The sequence below is a fragment of the Pseudomonas sp. genome (genome assembly GCF_050739655.1).
Classification (GTDB): Bacteria; Pseudomonadota; Gammaproteobacteria; order Pseudomonadales; family Pseudomonadaceae; genus Aquipseudomonas.
This window is the reverse complement of record NZ_JBOIBY010000221.1, coordinates 1-16,087: the sequence shown is the minus strand read 5'-3', so window position 1 is coordinate 16,087 and position 16,087 is coordinate 1. Positions and strand designations below refer to the sequence as shown.

Annotated in this window: 18 protein-coding genes and 1 pseudogene; 11 read left to right on the top strand and 8 right to left on the bottom strand. The window is 59.7% G+C overall.

Going from position 1 to position 16,087, the window contains the following annotated elements; genetic code table 11:
* Nucleotides 1-34 precede the first annotated feature (34 nt).
* The 3 genes from ACRESJ_RS10995 to ACRESJ_RS10985 all read right to left on the bottom strand — a co-directional run bounded on the left by ACRESJ_RS10995 (nt 35) and on the right by ACRESJ_RS10985 (nt 3,983).
* Nucleotides 35-1,462: an FAD/NAD(P)-binding protein gene (locus ACRESJ_RS10995; RefSeq protein ID WP_431757924.1), complete on the bottom strand. Its 1,428-nt coding sequence runs from the start codon at nt 1,460-1,462 to the stop codon at nt 35-37.
* Nucleotides 1,463-1,854: 392 nt separating this feature from the next.
* Nucleotides 1,855-3,258, bottom strand: coding sequence for an LLM class flavin-dependent oxidoreductase (locus ACRESJ_RS10990; RefSeq protein ID WP_431757923.1), 1,404 nt, complete (start codon nt 3,256-3,258; stop codon nt 1,855-1,857).
* A 161-nt stretch (nt 3,259-3,419) separates the two neighbouring features.
* Complete coding sequence (locus ACRESJ_RS10985; RefSeq protein ID WP_431757922.1) at nt 3,420-3,983, bottom strand: helix-turn-helix domain-containing protein; 564 nt, start codon at nt 3,981-3,983, stop codon at nt 3,420-3,422.
* On the opposite strand from ACRESJ_RS10985, the pseudogene ACRESJ_RS10980 reads away from it, so the two are divergent.
* The 7 genes and pseudogenes from ACRESJ_RS10980 (at nt 3,978) to ACRESJ_RS10950 (ending at nt 11,274) form a co-directional block, all read left to right on the top strand.
* Nucleotides 3,978-5,008, top strand: a pseudogene (locus ACRESJ_RS10980) (DMT family transporter). The gene ACRESJ_RS10985 and the pseudogene ACRESJ_RS10980 overlap by 6 nt on opposite strands.
* A gap of 202 nt (nt 5,009-5,210) precedes the next feature.
* Nucleotides 5,211-8,129 (top strand): monovalent cation/H+ antiporter subunit A, encoded by a 2,919-nt coding sequence (locus ACRESJ_RS10975; RefSeq protein WP_431757921.1) that lies wholly within the window; start codon nt 5,211-5,213, stop codon nt 8,127-8,129.
* Nucleotides 8,129-8,473 (top strand): Na+/H+ antiporter subunit C, encoded by a 345-nt coding sequence (locus tag ACRESJ_RS10970; RefSeq protein ID WP_007986256.1) that lies wholly within the window; start codon nt 8,129-8,131, stop codon nt 8,471-8,473. Before ACRESJ_RS10975 ends, ACRESJ_RS10970 begins: the two co-directional genes overlap by 1 nt.
* Entirely contained in the window at nt 8,470-10,155 is a 1,686-nt protein-coding gene (locus ACRESJ_RS10965) for a monovalent cation/H+ antiporter subunit D (RefSeq protein ID WP_431757920.1), read from the top strand. The genes ACRESJ_RS10970 and ACRESJ_RS10965 overlap by 4 nt, the downstream gene beginning before the upstream one ends.
* Nucleotides 10,152-10,640, top strand: a complete 489-nt coding sequence (locus ACRESJ_RS10960) for a Na+/H+ antiporter subunit E (RefSeq protein ID WP_431757919.1) — start codon at nt 10,152-10,154, stop codon at nt 10,638-10,640. The genes ACRESJ_RS10965 and ACRESJ_RS10960 overlap by 4 nt, the downstream gene beginning before the upstream one ends.
* Complete coding sequence (locus tag ACRESJ_RS10955) at nt 10,637-10,915, top strand: K+/H+ antiporter subunit F (RefSeq protein ID WP_431757918.1); 279 nt, start codon at nt 10,637-10,639, stop codon at nt 10,913-10,915. Before ACRESJ_RS10960 ends, ACRESJ_RS10955 begins: the two co-directional genes overlap by 4 nt.
* Nucleotides 10,912-11,274 (top strand): Na+/H+ antiporter subunit G, encoded by a 363-nt coding sequence (locus ACRESJ_RS10950; protein WP_431757917.1) that lies wholly within the window; start codon nt 10,912-10,914, stop codon nt 11,272-11,274. Before ACRESJ_RS10955 ends, ACRESJ_RS10950 begins: the two co-directional genes overlap by 4 nt.
* Nucleotides 11,275-11,362: 88 nt before the next feature.
* Here the strand turns inward: ACRESJ_RS10950 and ACRESJ_RS10945 are convergent, their stop codons facing one another.
* The 4 genes from ACRESJ_RS10945 to ACRESJ_RS10930 form a co-directional block, all read right to left on the bottom strand.
* Complete coding sequence (locus ACRESJ_RS10945) at nt 11,363-11,800, bottom strand: DUF3995 domain-containing protein (protein ID WP_431757916.1); 438 nt, start codon at nt 11,798-11,800, stop codon at nt 11,363-11,365.
* Between the two features lie 173 nt (nt 11,801-11,973).
* A complete protein-coding gene (locus ACRESJ_RS10940) occupies nt 11,974-12,990 on the bottom strand; it encodes an ABC transporter substrate-binding protein (protein WP_431757915.1) in 1,017 nt (338 codons plus the stop codon).
* Nucleotides 12,991-13,108: 118 nt separating this feature from the next.
* The gene (locus tag ACRESJ_RS10935; RefSeq protein WP_431757914.1) at nt 13,109-13,312 is read right to left on the bottom strand and encodes a hypothetical protein; all 204 of its coding nucleotides are present in this window, start codon (nt 13,310-13,312) and stop codon (nt 13,109-13,111) included.
* Nucleotides 13,312-13,761: a hypothetical protein gene (locus ACRESJ_RS10930; protein WP_431757913.1), complete on the bottom strand. Its 450-nt coding sequence runs from the start codon at nt 13,759-13,761 to the stop codon at nt 13,312-13,314. The genes ACRESJ_RS10935 and ACRESJ_RS10930 overlap by 1 nt, the downstream gene beginning before the upstream one ends.
* Between ACRESJ_RS10930 and ACRESJ_RS10925 the strand changes: the two genes are divergently transcribed.
* The 4 genes from ACRESJ_RS10925 (at nt 13,756) to ACRESJ_RS10910 (ending at nt 15,207) form a co-directional block, all read left to right on the top strand.
* Nucleotides 13,756-13,881 carry a hypothetical protein gene (locus ACRESJ_RS10925; RefSeq protein ID WP_431757912.1) on the top strand — a complete coding sequence of 42 codons (126 nt, stop codon included), beginning with the start codon at nt 13,756-13,758 and terminating at the stop codon, nt 13,879-13,881. The genes ACRESJ_RS10930 and ACRESJ_RS10925 overlap by 6 nt on opposite strands.
* 312 nt (nt 13,882-14,193) lie before the next feature.
* Nucleotides 14,194-14,442: a hypothetical protein gene (locus ACRESJ_RS10920; RefSeq protein WP_431757925.1), complete on the top strand. Its 249-nt coding sequence runs from the start codon at nt 14,194-14,196 to the stop codon at nt 14,440-14,442.
* Between the two features lie 158 nt (nt 14,443-14,600).
* Nucleotides 14,601-14,831 (top strand): hypothetical protein, encoded by a 231-nt coding sequence (locus tag ACRESJ_RS10915; RefSeq protein WP_431757911.1) that lies wholly within the window; start codon nt 14,601-14,603, stop codon nt 14,829-14,831.
* 136 nt (nt 14,832-14,967) lie between these two features.
* The gene (locus ACRESJ_RS10910; protein ID WP_431757910.1) at nt 14,968-15,207 is read left to right on the top strand and encodes a DUF2789 domain-containing protein; all 240 of its coding nucleotides are present in this window, start codon (nt 14,968-14,970) and stop codon (nt 15,205-15,207) included.
* Nucleotides 15,208-15,215: 8 nt separating this feature from the next.
* Here ACRESJ_RS10910 and ACRESJ_RS10905 read toward each other — a convergent pair whose 3' ends face one another.
* The gene (locus tag ACRESJ_RS10905) at nt 15,216-15,419 is read right to left on the bottom strand and encodes a hypothetical protein (protein WP_431757909.1); all 204 of its coding nucleotides are present in this window, start codon (nt 15,417-15,419) and stop codon (nt 15,216-15,218) included.
* Nucleotides 15,420-16,087 lie beyond the last annotated feature (668 nt).

Genomic DNA, 16,087 nt, shown 5'->3' with positions numbered 1-16,087 from the left:
CGGCAGCTCCTACACAGGGGATGCGATCTGCTATTTAGCGCACCAACCGTGCCGCCAAGGTTTTGGCCTGAATGGCCACATCGGTCACAGCCGTACTTTCCCACCACATCCCACGCAATGGCGGGCCCATGGCAAACAGACGGCTTGCGGCCCGTCCCTCGGCGTCCAGCACCGCACCGTCGACCTCGGCGGCAATGCCCAGCGCCAACGGTCCCGGTCGTATCAGGCCGCGCGCCAGCAGTTGCTGGGGCAGCGGTCTTGCCACCCGGCGCCAGTCGTATTCGATACCGCTTGAGTTGATCAGCGCCGCGCCACTGACAACAGTGGTTTGCTCCTCACACCGGCGTCGAATGCGGATACTGACTTGTGCGTTCACCGAAGGCTCAAGCCCCTTGAACGACGCGGCCTGAATCCGCAACCGCCCTTCCCCATGCAAGCGTTCCACCAGTTCGGCGCTCAGGGGTGGCGAGCGATGGTGATGGCTTTCCCACCATGGCCGGACGTGGCGCACAAACTGGCGGCGCTGCACATCGGTGGCCTGGTTCCACAAGCGGCCGATGTGCGCACGCACCGTGTCGAGCGGCGCCTGCCAGTCGATGCCCTGGGCGATCGCCTCGCGGCAATGCCGACGCAGTTCTCGCACCAACTGGCGAGGGGTGCGAATGTTGAGATCCTCGGCGAGAAAGTCCGGCCAGGCCGGTGGTTGGCGCCGTACATGGGGCAGCAAACCGTGCCGGGAAAACACTTCGATAGGCCCGCGATGCCCGGCCTGTTCCAGCGACACCACGGCATCGACCATGGTCAGGCCCGAACCGATGATCAGCACCGTCGAGTGCGGATCCAGCTGCTTCATGGCCGCCACGTCCCATGGATCAAGTGCCGCTGCGTTCAAGCCGCTGGATTCGGTCTGCGGTGTGCGCGCGGCGGGAAACATCCCGGTCGCCAGCACGGCAAATGCGCCCTGTAAACGCTGGCCGTCGCTTAAGGTCAATTGCACCGATTGCACATTGGCTTGCAGATCCACGACCTCCGCCCGGACGTGTTCGACCGTAGAACCGTTCAACGCGCCGACGGCCTGGGCTTCGGCCAGGCGTTGCTGCACGTACAGACCGAACATTCCCCGAGGCGGGAACAGTTCGCTGATCGGCACATGCTGCTCATCCGATTCCGGCCAGCCGCCTGCGGCAATGTGTTCGCTGAGCCACTGCGTCAAGTCATCGGCGTTGTCGGGGTCAACGCTCATCCGCGCCGCGTTGCCGTTGAGCGTGTGACCCAGTTCCACAGCACTATACGCTTCGCCCCGCCCCAGCTCAGCGCGAGGTTCGATCACCAGCACATGCCGTTGGCCCGGCAGGCGCAGCAGTTGCGCCGCCAGCATCGTGCCGCTGAGCCCTCCGCCGATGATCAGGATGTCCGCGTGACGGATGGCGTCAGTCGCCTGTCCATGTTGAATTTCACTCATGCCGTTCTCACTGATCCCAAATGGAGGTCATGCAATTCGTCCCGTGCCGCCAGGACGATAATAGGCGCCTAACCCATGAAAATTCGCCCAGCAATACCAAAGTAGCAAGCGCCATTAGCTCTGCATGGCAGGCGACATTGATGTTGACCGTGCCGGCCCTTTCGCGGGCAAGCCCGCTCCCACAGGGTTTCGTGTCGGTCGCAGCATCTGTGAGCACCACCAAAACCTGTAGGAGCAAGGCTTGCCCGCGAAGGCGTACTGGCAGGCGACATTGATGTTGGCGGTGCCGGCCCTTTCGCGGGCAAGCCTTGCTCCCACAGGGTTTCGTGTCGGTCGCAGCATCTGCGAGCACCACCAAAACCTGTGGGAGCGAGGCTTGCCCGCGAAGGCGCCTACGCGGACACCACTTTTCTGTCCTGTTGCCGCAAAGCCGCCAGGTCGCGATAACCGCTGCCCGGATGGCTCACCGGCAACCTCGGCCCTTCGCCAAACAACTTCTCGCGCAAGGTGCCAGGCGCATACTCGGTCTTGTACACCCCACGCTTTTGCAACTCCGGCACCAGCAACTCCACGGCATCGATAAAGGTTTCGTGGGTCAGCGCATAAGCCAGGTTGAAGCCGTCCACATCGGTCTCCTCAACCCATTCCTGCAGCAGGTCGGCAACCGTTTCCGGGCTACCCACAAACAACGGGCCAAAGCCGCCGATACCGACCCAGTCGGCCAGTTCATTGGGTGTCCAGACCTTGTTCGGGTCAGCCGTGGAAAACGCCTCCACCGCCGATTGAATGGCATTGGTGTGCACATGCTTGAGGGGTTCATCGGGTTTGAAGCGGCTGAAATCGATCCCGGTCCATCCGGATATCAACGCCATGGCGCCTTCATAGCTGACCCAGGTTTTGTATTCCTCGAACTTGGCCTTCGCCTTGGCATCGGTCTCGCCGAGGATCACCGTTTGCAGGTTGAAGATCAGGATCTTCGACGGATCGCGTCCGGCTTCGGCGGCACGCCGACGGATATCGGCCACGGTTTTCTTCAGCAGCACTTTCGATGGCGCGGCAACAAATACGCATTCGGCATGCTCAGCCGCAAATTGCTTGCCGCGACTCGATGCGCCCGCCTGATACAGCACCGGCGTGCGCTGCGGCGAAGGCTCGCAAAGGTGAATGCCCGGCACCTGGAAGTGTTTGCCGACATGCTGGATCTCGTGGATTTTGCTCGGGTCACTGAACACCCGGCGCTCGCGGTCACGCAGGATGGCGCCCTCTTCCCAGCTGCCTTCCCACAGCTTGTAGCAAACTTGCAGGTACTCTTCGGCAAAATCGTAGCGAGCGTCGTGTTCGGTCTGCGCTGTTTGCCCAAGGTTCTTCGCGCCACTCTCCAGGTATGACGTGACAATGTTCCAACCGGCGCGACCCTTGGTCAGGTGGTCGAGGGTCGACAGGCGTCGGGCGAACGGATACGGATGCTCGAATGACAGGGAGGCGGTCAGGCCAAAGCCCAAATGTTCGGTGACCAGTGCCATTGGCGGGATCAGTTGCAGTGGATCATTGACCGGCACCTGTGCTGCCTGACGAATCGCTGCATCACCGTTGCCGTTATAGACGTCGTAGATGCCCAGTACATCGGCAATGAACAAGCCGTCGAACTTGCCCCGCTCGAGGATTTTCGCTAGGTCCGTCCAGTATTCCAGGTCCTTGTATTGCCACGAGCGATCCCGTGGATGCGCCCACAAACCCGGCGACTGATGGCCGACGCAGTTCATGTCAAAAGCATTGAGACGAATTTCACGGGCCATCAAGCGGTGCTCCGAAAGCTTATAGAAGAGAATTCTCAAGCTTTGCAGAAGTCGTGCCTGAAGTTAAATTCGTTATTTTTCAATGATTTAACTAAATTTCGAAGAATTGCTTACAGCCTTGAATCAGCAAAGTGTTTATCCGCTGTTGGACATCCAACAGTTCAGATCACCACATTGCGCACAAAGCGCACCGCCACCGGCCCCTCATTGCGATAGGAGTGCGGTTGGTTGCTGGCGAACATGAAGAACTCGCCGGCAGCGATCCTGTGCGGTACATCGCCGACCATCAAGGTCAGGCAACCTTCGAACACATAGAACTGTTCACTCCAGCCATCGGCATCCGGCTCCGATGGGTAGTGCTCGCCCGGTTCCAGGCGCCATTCCCAGAGTTCGACTTCACGGGTGGCGTTGGCCTTGGCCAGCAAAACAGCCTTGCTGCCGGGAATCGTCCCGGCCCAGGCCAGTTCGTTGATGCGGCTGGGGTCGCGGGCCTCAGGCGCCTGGATCAGGTCACTGAACGCTACGTTCAACGCCTCGGCCACGCGATCCAGGGTGGTCAGGCTGACGTTCTTTTCCCCGGCCTCGATGGCGACCAGCATCCGTCGGCTAACCCCGGACAACTCGGCCAAAGCGGTCTGGCTCATGTCAGCGGCATGGCGCAGGCGCCGAACGTTCTGGCTGACGTGCTGGAGGACCGAAGCCCGTTGCGTGGAATCTTTGTGCACTATATTGCTCACTTGGTGGTGTTGCGCAGTATACTGCCCAACTTTTCCGGCGCATTGTGCGTCCCCCTCAGGTAGCGCGCAAGATCATGACGTCGGTTCATACCTCCCAGGCTTCCTCCCGTTTCCTCCGGCTGAGCAAGGCCGAATGCGTACTGGTGTTGATCACCATGGTGTGGGGCGGGACCTTTTTGCTGGTCCAGCATGCGATGACCGTCAGCGGCCCGATGTTCTTCGTCGGCCTGCGCTTTGCGGCCGCCGCAAGCCTTGTTGCCCTGTTTTCCTGGCGCACGCTGCGGGACCTGACCCTGTTCGAACTCAAGGCCGGCGCCTTTATCGGCGTGGCGATCATGCTCGGTTACGGTCTTCAGACGGTCGGCCTGCAAAGCATTCCCAGCAGCCAGTCAGCGTTTATCACTGCGTTGTACGTACCTTTCGTGCCATTGCTGCAATGGCTGGTGCTGGGCCGTCGTCCGGGGCTGATGCCGAGCATCGGCATCATGCTGGCCTTTACCGGGTTGATGTTGCTGTCGGGGCCTTCCGGCGCCGAACTCAATTTCAGCCCCGGCGAAATCGCCACATTGATCAGCGCCATTGCCATTGCCGCGGAGATCATTTTGATCAGCAACTTTGCGGGTCTAGTCGACGTTAAACGGGTGACGGTGGTGCAACTGGCGGTGACGTCGGTGCTGTCGTTCCTGATGGTGGTGCCGACCAACGAGGTTATTCCTGATTTCTCCTGGTTGCTGCTGTGCAGCGCGCTTGGGTTGGGCGCGGCAAGTGCGGCGATTCAAGTGGCGATGAACTGGGCGCAGAAGAGTGTTTCGCCGACCCGCGCGACATTGATTTATGCCGGCGAGCCGGTCTGGGCCGGGATTGTCGGGCGGATAGCTGGGGAACGCTTGCCGGCCATTGCGCTGCTGGGTGCAGGGTTGATTGTGGCGGCGGTGATTGTCAGTGAATTGAAGACCAAGGGTAAGGCGGTTGCCGAAGTTGAGGAATCGCTGGAAAGTGAACGCGGCAATTAAATAGCAAGATCAAAAGATCGCAGCCTGCGGCAGCTCCTACACTGGAATGCGTACACAGGCTGCGATTTTTTGTTCTGTGGGTTGTAGGACTGCGAAGTAGCCCTATTCCGTCTACCTTGTAGGATTCTGCGACACCTTGGCGTTTGGTGATCGGGAAGCTGGCACGTATGATGCTTCACAAACTTCCGCAGATTAGAAGCCTATGTCCCTGATAGTTCTACTGCTTCTGCCTTTCATAGGCAGCTGTCTGGCAGCGGTGCTGCCGCACAACGCGCGTAATACCGAATCGCTGCTGGCTGGCCTGGTCGCCCTGATCGGCACCGTCCAGGTCGCCCTCCTGTACCCGCAAATCGCCCATGGCGGCGTGATCCGCGAAGAATTCTTCTGGCTTCCAAGCCTGGGGCTGAACTTTGTCCTGCGCATGGACGGCTTCGCCTGGTTGTTCTCGATGCTGGTATTGGGCATCGGCACGCTGGTTTCGCTGTACGCCCGTTACTACATGTCGCCGGACGATCCGGTACCGCGATTCTTTGCGTTTTTCCTGGCGTTCATGGGCGCCATGCTTGGGCTGGTCATCTCCGGCAACCTGATCCAGATGGTGTTTTTCTGGGAGTTGACCAGCCTTTTCTCGTTCCTGTTGATCGGCTACTGGCATCACCGTGCCGACGCACGACGCGGTGCGTACATGGCGTTGATGGTCACCGGCGCTGGCGGTTTGTGCCTGTTGGCGGGGGTCATGCTGCTTGGCCATGTGGTCGGCAGCTATGACCTGGACAAGGTCCTGGCCGCCGGCGAGATGATTCGCGCACATGCCCTCTACCCCATCCTGCTGCCCCTGATCCTGATTGGCGCACTCAGCAAAAGCGCGCAATTCCCCTTCCACTTCTGGCTACCCCATGCCATGGCCGCACCGACACCGGTCTCGGCCTATCTGCACTCGGCAACCATGGTCAAGGCCGGGGTTTTCCTGCTCGCACGACTCTGGCCATCGCTCTCGGGCAGCGAGGAATGGTTCTACATCGTCAGCGGCGCCGGGGCGTGCACCTTGTTGCTTGGCGCCTATTGCGCGATGTTCCAGAACGATCTCAAGGGCCTGCTGGCCTACTCAACCATCAGCCATTTGGGCCTGATCACGCTGCTGCTGGGCCTGAACAGCCCGCTGGCCGCCGTGGCCGCGGTGTTCCACATCCTCAACCACGCCACGTTCAAGGCCTCGCTGTTCATGGCCGCCGGGATCATCGATCACGAAAGCGGCACCCGTGACATCCGCAAGCTCAGCGGCCTGATCAAGCTGATCCCGTTCACCGCCACCCTGGCCATGGTCGCCAGCGCCTCCATGGCCGGCGTGCCGCTGCTCAACGGCTTCCTGTCCAAAGAGATGTTCTTCGCCGAAACCGTGTTCATCAACGCCACGGCCTGGGTCGAAGCCACATTGCCCATCGTCGCAACCATCGCCGGGACCTTCAGCGTCGCCTATTCCTTGCGCTTTACCGTCGACGTGTTCTTCGGCCCACCCGCCACCGACCTGCCCCACACGCCCCACGAACCACCGCGCTGGATGCGGGCGCCAGTGGAGCTGCTGGTATTCACTTGCCTGGTGGTCGGGATTTTTCCGGCTCAAGTGGTCGGCCCATTACTCGCTGCTGCCGCGCAACCGGTGGTCGGTGGCGTGCTGCCGGAATACAGCCTGGCTATCTGGCACGGTTTGAACGCACCGATGATCATGAGCCTGATTGCCATGTCTTGCGGTGTGGTGCTCTATCTGCTGCTGCGCAACCAGCTCAAGCGCGGTCGCTTCAGCCATCCACCGCTTGTGGGTCGATTCAACGGCAAGCGCCTGTTCGAGCTCGGCCTGGTGATCAAGATGCGCCTGGCCCGTCGCCTTCAGCGACGGATCAGCACCAATCGCCTGCAAACCCAACTCTTCCTGATGGTGCTCGCCGCCGTGCTGGCCGGGCTTATCCCGATGCTGCACAGCAGCCTGCACTGGGGTGATCGACCGAAAATCCCGGGATCGATCGTGTTCGTCATCCTGTGGTTGCTGGCGATTGTCTGTGCCCTGGGCGCGGCCTATCAGGCCAAGTATCACCGTCTCGCGGCCCTGACCATGGTCAGCGTTTGCGGCCTGATGACCTGCGTGACTTTCGTCTGGTTCTCGGCACCGGACCTGGCCCTGACGCAACTGGTGGTTGAAGTAGTGACCACCGTGCTGATCCTGCTGGGCCTGCGCTGGTTGCCACGGCGGATCGAAGAAGTGTCGCCATTGCCAAGCAGCCTGCGCAAGGCGCGCATCCGTCGTATCCGCGACTTGCTGTTGTCGACCGTCGTCGGCGGCGGCATGGCGTTGCTGTCCTACGCGATGTTGACGCGCCAGACGCCCAACGACATTTCGTCGTTCTACTTGAGTCGTGCCCTGCCTGAAGGCGGTGGCAGCAACGTGGTCAACGTGATGCTGGTGGACTTCCGCGGCTTCGATACCCTCGGCGAAATCACCGTGTTGGTGGCGGTGGCCCTGACCGTATTCGCCCTGCTGCGCCGCTTCCGCCCACCGAAAGAAAGCCTGCAGTTACCGGCCCAGCAGCGTTTGCTGGCGCCCGACGTGGTCACCGATCTGGTCAACCCGCGTCTGGCCAGTGACACCGCACTGGGCTTCATGATGGTCCCGGCGGCGCTGGTGCGCCTGCTGTTGCCGATTGCGCTGGTGGTGTCTTTCTACCTGTTTATGCGTGGGCACAATCAACCGGGTGGCGGCTTCGTCGCCGGGCTGGTGATGTCGGTGGCGTTCATCCTGCAATACATGGTGGCGGGCACCCAGTGGGTCGAAGCGCAGATGAGCCTGCGGCCCTTGCGCTGGATGAGCGTCGGCCTGGTGTTTGCCACGGTCACTGGCCTTGGCGCGATGGTGGTGGGCTATCCGTTTTTGACGACGCATACCTGGCACCTGGACCTGCCGTTGCTGGGCGATATTCACATCGCCAGCGCGCTGTTCTTCGACGTTGGCGTGTATTCGGTAGTGGTTGGCTCGACACTGCTGATCCTCACCGCCCTCGCCCACCAATCGGTCCGGGGCCACAAAACCGCGGCCCAGCCCAAACCCGTCGCCATGAAGGAGGCCGTCTGATGGAAGAAGTCATCGCAATCGCCATCGGCGTTCTGGCCGCGTCCGGCGTCTGGCTGATCCTGCGCCCACGGACATTCCAGGTGGTCATGGGCCTGTGCCTGCTGTCCTATGGCGTCAACCTGTTCATCTTCAGCATGGGCAGCCTGTTCATCGGCAAGGAACCGATCATCAAGGACGGTGTGCCGCAGGACTTGCTGCACTACACCGATCCGCTGCCCCAGGCGCTGGTACTGACCGCGATCGTCATCAGCTTCGCCATGACCGCGCTGTTCCTGGTGGTCTTGCTGGCCTCCCGGGGCCTGACCGGCACCGACCACGTGGATGGCCGGGAGCCTAAAGAATGAATGCGATGACGCACCTGATCGCCGCGCCGATTCTCCTGCCGTTGCTGACCGCGGCCATCATGCTGATGCTCGGTGAAAAACACCGCCCGCTCAAAGCCAGGATCAACCTGTTCTCCAGCCTGCTGGGGCTGGGCATCTCGTTGTTGCTGTTGCAGTGGACGCAAACCACCGGTGTGCCCGGTTCCATCGGCGTGTACCTGCCCGGCAACTGGCAGGTGCCGTTCGGCCTGGTGCTGGTGGTCGATCGTCTGTCGGCGCTGATGCTGGTACTGACCGGGATCATCGGCGTCAGCGCCCTGCTGTTCGCCATGGCCCGCTGGGACAAGGCCGGCTCCAGCTTCCATGCGCTGTTCCAGATTCAGTTGATGGGCCTGTACGGCGCATTCCTGACCGCCGACCTGTTCAATCTGTTCGTGTTTTTCGAAGTGCTGCTGGCTGCCTCCTACGGCCTGATGCTGCACGGCTCCGGCCGGGCGCGAGTGTCGTCGGGGCTGCATTACATCTCAATCAACCTGCTGGCCTCGACCCTGTTCCTGATCGGCGCGGCGCTGATCTACGGGGTCACCGGGACCCTGAACATGGCCGACCTGGCGCTGAAAATCCCATTGGTCCCGGAAGCTGATCGCGGCCTGCTGCACGCGGGCGCGGGGATTCTGGCGGTGGCCTTCCTGGCCAAGGCCGGGATGTGGCCGCTGAACTTCTGGCTGGTGCCGGCGTATTCCTCGGCGAGCGCGCCAGTTGCAGCGATGTTCGCGATCATGACCAAGGTCGGCATCTACACCTTGCTACGTCTGTGGACCTTGCTGTTCTCCGGCCAGGCCGGGGCGTCGGCGTACTTCGGCGGCGATTGGCTGATTTACGGCGGCATGGCGACCATCGTCTGCGCTGCGGTGGCGATCCTTGCCGCGCAACGCCTGGAACGCATGGCCAGTCTGAGCATTCTGGTGTCGGCGGGGATTCTGTTGTCGGCCATCGGTTTCGCCCAACCGAACCTGATCGGCGCAGCACTGTTTTACCTGGTCAGCTCGACCCTGGCCTTGAGTGCGCTGTTCCTGCTGGCCGAATTGATCGAACGGTCTCGCTCGGCCAACGAAATTCCGCTGGAGGATGAAAACGAGATGCTGCCACGGCCGCTGGAGTCGCTGCATCCAGCCAAGGGCATCAACCTCGATGACGACCGCAAAGCCCTGGTCGGCCAAGTGATTCCCTGGACCATGGCGTTCCTGGGCTTGAGTTTCATCGCCTGTGCCTTGTTGATCATCGGCATGCCGCCCTTGTCCGGCTTCATTGGCAAACTGAGTCTGCTCAGTGCCCTGCTCAACCCGATGGGCTTGGGTAATGGCAGCGAAGCGCCGATTTCAACGCAGGCGTGGGGCTTGCTGGCGTTGCTGATTCTTTCCGGGCTGGCATCGCTGGTGGCTTTCTCGCGCTTGGGCGTCCAGCGTTTCTGGACGCCGGCAGAACGGCCATCACCAGTGCTGCGACGCCTGGAGTGCGTGCCGATTTTCGCGCTGCTGGGGCTGAGCATTGCGCTGACGTTCCAGGCCGAACCGCTGCTGCGCTACACCCAGGCCGCCGCCAACGCCCTGAACAATCCGCAGCAATACGTGATGGCCGTGCTCGGCACGCGGGCGGTGCCGAGCCCCGAAGCCAGGGCCGCCCTGCTGGAGGTGCAACCATGAAGCGCTTGTTTCCTGCGCCGTGGCTGTCGCTGGCCCTGTGGTTGTTGTGGCTGGTACTGAACCTGTCGATGAGCCCCGGCAATCTGCTGCTGGGCGCGGCGCTGGGTTTTTGTGCACCGTTGATGATGCGCAAGCTGCGGCCGCAGTCGATCCGCATCCGCCGGCCCGGTGTAATCCTGAGCCTGTTCCTGGTGGTCGGTCGTGATGTACTGGCCTCCAACCTCGCCGTGGCCTGGGGCGTACTGAACGCCGGTCGGCGCCCACCCCGCTCACGTTTCGTCAAGGTGCCACTGGACCTGCGAGATGCCAACGGCCTGGCAACGTTGTCCATGATCTGCACCGTGGTGCCGGGCACGGTCTGGTCGGAACTGGCGCTGGATCGCAGCATTTTGTTGCTGCACGTCTTCGACCTGGATGACGAAGCGCTGTTCATTGAACACTTCAAGGCGACCTACGAGCGCCCATTGATGGAGATCTTCGAATGAGCGCCCTGCTGTCGAACGCGATCCTGTTCAGTCTGTTCCTGTTTTCCGTGGCGATGGTCCTGACCCTGATCCGCCTGTTCAGAGGCCCTTCGGCCCAGGACCGGGTTTTGGCGCTGGACTACCTGTACATCGTCGCGATGCTGATGATGCTGACCCTGGGCATTCGTTATGCCAGTGATACGTACTTTGAAGCAGCGCTGCTGATTGCGCTCTTCGGCTTCGTCGGCTCATTTGCCCTGGCGAAATTCCTGCTGCGCGGCGAGGTGATCGAATGAATGCAGAACTGTCCCTGTGGGTGGAAATTCCGGTGGCCATCCTGCTGGTGCTCAGCAGTCTGTTTGCGCTGATCGGCGCTGTCGGCCTGGTGCGAATGAAGGATTACTTCCAGCGCATGCACCCACCAGCTCTGGCTTCGACACTGGGCGCCTGGTGCGTGGCACTGGCGTCGATCATTTACTTTTCGGCACTCAAGTCCGCGCCGGTGCTGCATGCCTGGCTGATTCCGATTTTGCTGGCGATTACCGTGCCGGTGACTACGTTGCTGTTGGCCAGGGCGGCACTATTTCGTAAGCGCATGGCGGGGGATGATGTACCGGCAGAGGTCAGCAGCCGGCGTACGGAAAGCGGTGTTTAAACACAAAATCAAAAGATCGCAGCCTGCGGCAGCTCCTACAGGGAGTAAGTAAATCCCATGTAGGAGCTGCCGCAGGCTGCGATCTTTTTCAGACCCACGCAACCGCCAACAGCCCTGCCCCCAACACCACACACAACGGCGAATAGACCCAGGTATCCCACCAGGCAAACCTGGAGTCCTTCACCAGCTTGAAAAAACCCACCAGCTCCGAATCGCCGATGGCTCGGGCAAACAGCAGAATCGCAATGGCACTGATCAGCCATTGCAGCGACCAATGCTTGATCACCGGTACCCACCAGCCGACTCGCAAACACACCATCAGCGCGATCATCAGCAGGGCGGCGGCCACCAGCAGGGTGATCCAGCCTCGCGGCTTGAAGGCCGGTTGCAGGCGTCTGCTGCCCTCCACCGGCACCTGGGGTACAGCGGCGACCGTCGCCCACTCGCCGCCCAGCCCCCAATAAACGTGTACCAAACTGATCACTGCAAACATCGTCACCAGCCATTGAGCCAACGCAAAGGTCATGATCAAAGATCCCTGAAAGAGATTTGGTCAAATCATCCTAGTTGGCTTTTTTATTCGTGCATGACCGCTGGGAACCCAGCTGACAAACGTGATGGTGACTGGGAAGTGTTAACAGCTTCGCGAGCAGGTTGAATCGTCGACCTGCTCGCGAATTCGGTTTCAGACTCACCGCATTATTTGAGCTCGGCAGACACCTTGTCCGCCACATCCTTGGGCAACCAGGCTTTCCACACGTCCGGATGCTTCTTCATGAAGTCTTCGGCCGCCTGGCGCGGTGGGGTGTGTTTTTCGCTCATGACGGCCAAGGCCTTGTTTAGCGGATCGATGGGGAAATCGACCTTGGCGAAGAAATCGGCTATCTGTGGGTACTGCTTCTGGAATGGCGTGGACACGCCAATGGAAAGCTTTGAGGGCAACGAACGGGTGGGCTGCGGATTCGGGTTGTCGGCGTCAGTCAGGGTTTTCCAGGCTTGGGCGTCGAATGGCGGCTCCTCCAGCTGGATCAGCTTGAAGCGACCGAGCAGCGGCGTGGGTGACCAGTAATAAAACAGCACCGGCTTGCCGCGGCGAATCGACGAGCTGATTTCCGCATCCAGTGCCGCCCCCGAACCGCTGCGGAAGTTCACATAGCTGTCGTCCAGCCCATAGGCCTTGAGCTTCTGCTTGTTGACCACTTCCGAGGTCCAGCCGATGGGGCTGTTGAGGAACCGTCCCTTGCTCGGGGCTTCCGGATCCTTGAACACGTCTTTGTATTTGGGCAGGTCGCTGACACTGCGCAAATCCGGCGCCATCGGCTTGATACCCTTGGCCGGGTCGCCCTTGATCACATACTCCGGCACCCACCAGCCCTCGGTGGCGCCCTTGACCGTATCGCCCAGGCTCACGACCTTGCCCTCGGCCTCGGCCTTGACCCACACCGGACTACGACCTGCCCACTCTTCGCCAATGACCTGAATGTCATTGTTGGCCAGGGCGGTTTCCAGGGTGATGGTGGTGCCGGGCAAGGTATCGGTTGGCAGGCCGTAGCCCTTCTCGACGATGATCCGCAGGATATCGGTAATCAGGCTGCCGCTTTCCCAGTTCAGGTCGGCGAAGTGAATAGGCGTCTGGGCAGCCAACACCGCAATGGGTGATGCCGACAATGCGCAAGTGGCCAGGACAGCAGCCAGCAACCGTCGAAAACCTTTCATGCTTTTGCACCTCGTGCTGTTCGCAGCAATCGCAGGATGGCCTGGCAGAAGACCGTAAAGCCTCTGAATACTCAGTCAACTGACTGTAGTAGAGGTTCCTGCTTTCGAGGGGCATGGATCAGTTTTCGGAAGTTTCCTGCAAGTGCGCCAATTCTCTTCTGACCATGCTGGCGTATTCCGCCGGACGCAACGCGTAGATCTGTGACGCCACCCAGTTCAGCCAGGCTCCCTGCAGAACCGCTTTGTGCTCAAACAGTCGCCGAGCCTCGGCTTGAGCGCTGGCCAGGTTCTCTTCATGAAAGTCAGCGCGGGTCAGGCTCATTACTCGCTGGCCTTGAACGTGACCAATTCGCCTTTGCGCCACTTGGCGGCCTTGGCGGTCACTGCTTTCAAGGTCTTGGTCAGGCCTTCCTGCAATTGCTGATGGGCGCAAAACACCGTGACCGCGCTGTGACCTTCCTTGAACACAATCGCCTGGCCGTCTGCCGTGGTCACAAAGGCGTAGTCGCCCAGGCCATAGACCGTCATTTTGATTTCGCGGAATTTGATCTCCAGCTTGCCGCCTTCACGGCTGGGCAATACCGATGCGCTGAAATGATCGCCGACCTTGAGTTTGAGTCCAGGCTTGTCATCCACCACCAGCGCTGACTCGGTGTCGATCTCGGCAACGTAGATGCCTTCAGCATTCTGTTCGGTGATGTAAACGAAACGTGACTGAAACAGCTTGACCAGCTTTGCGCGCAAATCACCCAGAACGAACAAAGCATGCATATCGAGATTACTTACTGCCAAGGAAACATCCCCACATCTATAAATGATGCTGCACGCAAAAAAGGCGCACAGCCGAAAAAAGCGGCAATGCCGAAGATGACGCCAAAAGACCCGGGTTGAAATCCTGAATGAGCAGAGCACTCATCCCTCTCGAAACTTGAGCAGACTACTGGGTCGTCACTCGTGTCGCCTTGCCTGGCATTCGCCAAGGGTTGAAGGAAATCGCCTTTCCTACGGCCAGAGATACACGGACTATCAACTTCAGGGAAAAAACTCTAAAAAAAAAGCACTTTTCTGACATATCGCCAGCCAAAAATTGCTTTAGATAAACATCGATCACCCACCAGTGACGGTGATTCTAGAGCAGCCATGCTCACCGAGACTACCCATAACGACGTACATACGTCGGCAAAACAACGAAAAGGACTTCATATGTGCACGCTGACACAGTTCCCCCATCCTCAGACACCCAGCCCCGGAACCCCGGCGATTGGGTGCCCGGTGACACTGCAACCTCTTGAGCATTCCCTTCCGGAGCCCACACCACTAAGGTTCCAGGTGGTTTTGGCCGGAAATGCCTTCTTCCATATCAAGGAAATTTCCACAGGGCATGTAAGAGGTTTCCGTGGCAATCATAACGAAGCCTGTGCCCTCGCCCGATCGTTTGAGTCACATATTTGAAACAAATCCCCTACCCGCTACTTGTAACGTTCTGTCATGCCGGCGACTTGATTCAGCCGCCGGCCATCAACTGCTGCCATACTGCCGCCCAATCAAACGCGTCCAGCCAAAGAGGACGACGTTGAAACAACAATATATTTCCAAGGGAAGGCTGTGACGTGACGGAATTTGATATCGGCGAGTTTTTTATCCGGGGTGAAGCCAGAGAAATCGACGGCGAGTTCCAGGCAGTGATTGTCATGCGGGCCAAGCCACCCCAGAGAGCCGTGACCTATCACCAGGTCGAAAAGGATCGCTGGTTCAAAAACACTGAGGTCGCCGCCATCGCTGCCCAGGAATCCGCCAGGGAGCTGAAGGCTGCCGTGGATGCAGGTGCATTGAAAGGCTGATACCCGGACGTGCGGCGTCTATGCTCATTGCTGCGTTTGAACATCGCTTTCGAACTCCTGAAACACGGCTCGCTCAGAAGTAATGGAGCCGTCGCTCAGGCTTCGCCTGCGACCGATTATCTGCAAGGAGATGAAGATGGAATCACCGACCCATGACTTGAAAGGTTTGTTCGACCAGCTAGGCCTGGACTCCACCCAAAAAGCTATCGACGATTTCATCGCCAGCCATTCGCCGCTGCCCGAAAACAAGAAACTCATCGACGCCGAGTTCTGGACGCCTCAACAGGCAGGTTTCCTCAAAGAACAACTGCGTGAGGACGCGGACTGGGCGCGGGTGGTCGACGACCTGAACCTGCGCATGCACCAGATTCACTAACTTCAGCTTCAATGCAGGCTGTCTGGCGTTCCGGCGTTCAATTGCGCCAACCAGGCGGCCCTGCACTCTTGCGCTTCAGTGCGACTGGAAAATGCCGTCCCCCTGCGATCACCGTTGACCAGCACTACCCAGCACACTCTCTGCCCCAACGCTCGCAGACTGGCGGGCACACCGCTGCCGATCATGACGGCGACATCAACTTTGCTTTGCATGCTGACCTCTCGAACTCCGTTAGCAACCTAACTATGTTGGTATGGTAATGAGTCCTCGGAGTCGGAAACAGCAATGACTGTGCATAGCTGAATTGCCAAAGCCGTAACAATCAGCGTGTCATGCGATTAACGAACCAACCTGCAATAGGCTCACTCCTGTAGGAGCTGCCGCAGGCTGCGATCTTTTGATCTCGCCTTTGAAAATCAAAAGATCGCAGCCTCGTTGCACTCGGCAGCTCCTACAGATGACGCGATCTGCTTTGGCTTTGGGCTTGGCTTTTGATCTTGATCTTGATCTGCGCCGTCGGAAGGCCGAGTGGAGGTGTTCATCCGGGGGTTAGGCGCGCAGCGCCGTGCGGCGAAGCCGCACACATCGAGAGGATGTGCAGCGCAGCAAACCGGAGGCGATGCCCCCGGATGGACACCGGAGCGAGGGAATGCCGAGCCCAGGCGAGGCACCGTACGTCAGGTTATAAAAGCGCTTGGTTACTTGGCGCTCTTCCAAGTACCCCGCTGTAAAAGCGGAACCCTAAGAGGCCGGTACCGCAGGAATGGATATGTGTACTCAAAAAATAATACCTGACACTTAGCCATCGCATGAACACATGCCTTCTGTAGGAGCTGCCGCAGGCTGCGATCTTTTGATCTCGCCTTTGAAAATCAAAAGA

Coding starts and splice junctions, on each gene's coding strand:
- ACRESJ_RS10945 (WP_431757916.1), bottom strand. CDS start 11,800: ATGACCTTTGCGTTGGCTCAATGGCTGGTGACGATGTTTGCAGTGATC.
- ACRESJ_RS10990 (WP_431757923.1), bottom strand. CDS start 3,258: ATGGCCCGTGAAATTCGTCTCAATGCTTTTGACATGAACTGCGTCGGC.
- ACRESJ_RS10940 (WP_431757915.1), bottom strand. CDS start 12,990: ATGAAAGGTTTTCGACGGTTGCTGGCTGCTGTCCTGGCCACTTGCGCA.
- ACRESJ_RS10920 (WP_431757925.1), top strand. CDS start 14,194: ATGTGCACGCTGACACAGTTCCCCCATCCTCAGACACCCAGCCCCGGA.
- ACRESJ_RS10960 (WP_431757919.1), top strand. CDS start 10,152: ATGAAGCGCTTGTTTCCTGCGCCGTGGCTGTCGCTGGCCCTGTGGTTG.
- ACRESJ_RS10965 (WP_431757920.1), top strand. CDS start 8,470: ATGAATGCGATGACGCACCTGATCGCCGCGCCGATTCTCCTGCCGTTG.
- ACRESJ_RS10955 (WP_431757918.1), top strand. CDS start 10,637: ATGAGCGCCCTGCTGTCGAACGCGATCCTGTTCAGTCTGTTCCTGTTT.
- ACRESJ_RS10935 (WP_431757914.1), bottom strand. CDS start 13,312: ATGAGCCTGACCCGCGCTGACTTTCATGAAGAGAACCTGGCCAGCGCT.
- ACRESJ_RS10925 (WP_431757912.1), top strand. CDS start 13,756: ATGCATATCGAGATTACTTACTGCCAAGGAAACATCCCCACATCTATA.
- ACRESJ_RS10910 (WP_431757910.1), top strand. CDS start 14,968: ATGGAATCACCGACCCATGACTTGAAAGGTTTGTTCGACCAGCTAGGC.
- ACRESJ_RS10950 (WP_431757917.1), top strand. CDS start 10,912: ATGAATGCAGAACTGTCCCTGTGGGTGGAAATTCCGGTGGCCATCCTG.
- ACRESJ_RS10970 (WP_007986256.1), top strand. CDS start 8,129: ATGGAAGAAGTCATCGCAATCGCCATCGGCGTTCTGGCCGCGTCCGGC.
- ACRESJ_RS10905 (WP_431757909.1), bottom strand. CDS start 15,419: ATGCAAAGCAAAGTTGATGTCGCCGTCATGATCGGCAGCGGTGTGCCC.
- ACRESJ_RS10995 (WP_431757924.1), bottom strand. CDS start 1,462: ATGAGTGAAATTCAACATGGACAGGCGACTGACGCCATCCGTCACGCG.
- ACRESJ_RS10930 (WP_431757913.1), bottom strand. CDS start 13,761: ATGCATGCTTTGTTCGTTCTGGGTGATTTGCGCGCAAAGCTGGTCAAG.
- ACRESJ_RS10975 (WP_431757921.1), top strand. CDS start 5,211: ATGTCCCTGATAGTTCTACTGCTTCTGCCTTTCATAGGCAGCTGTCTG.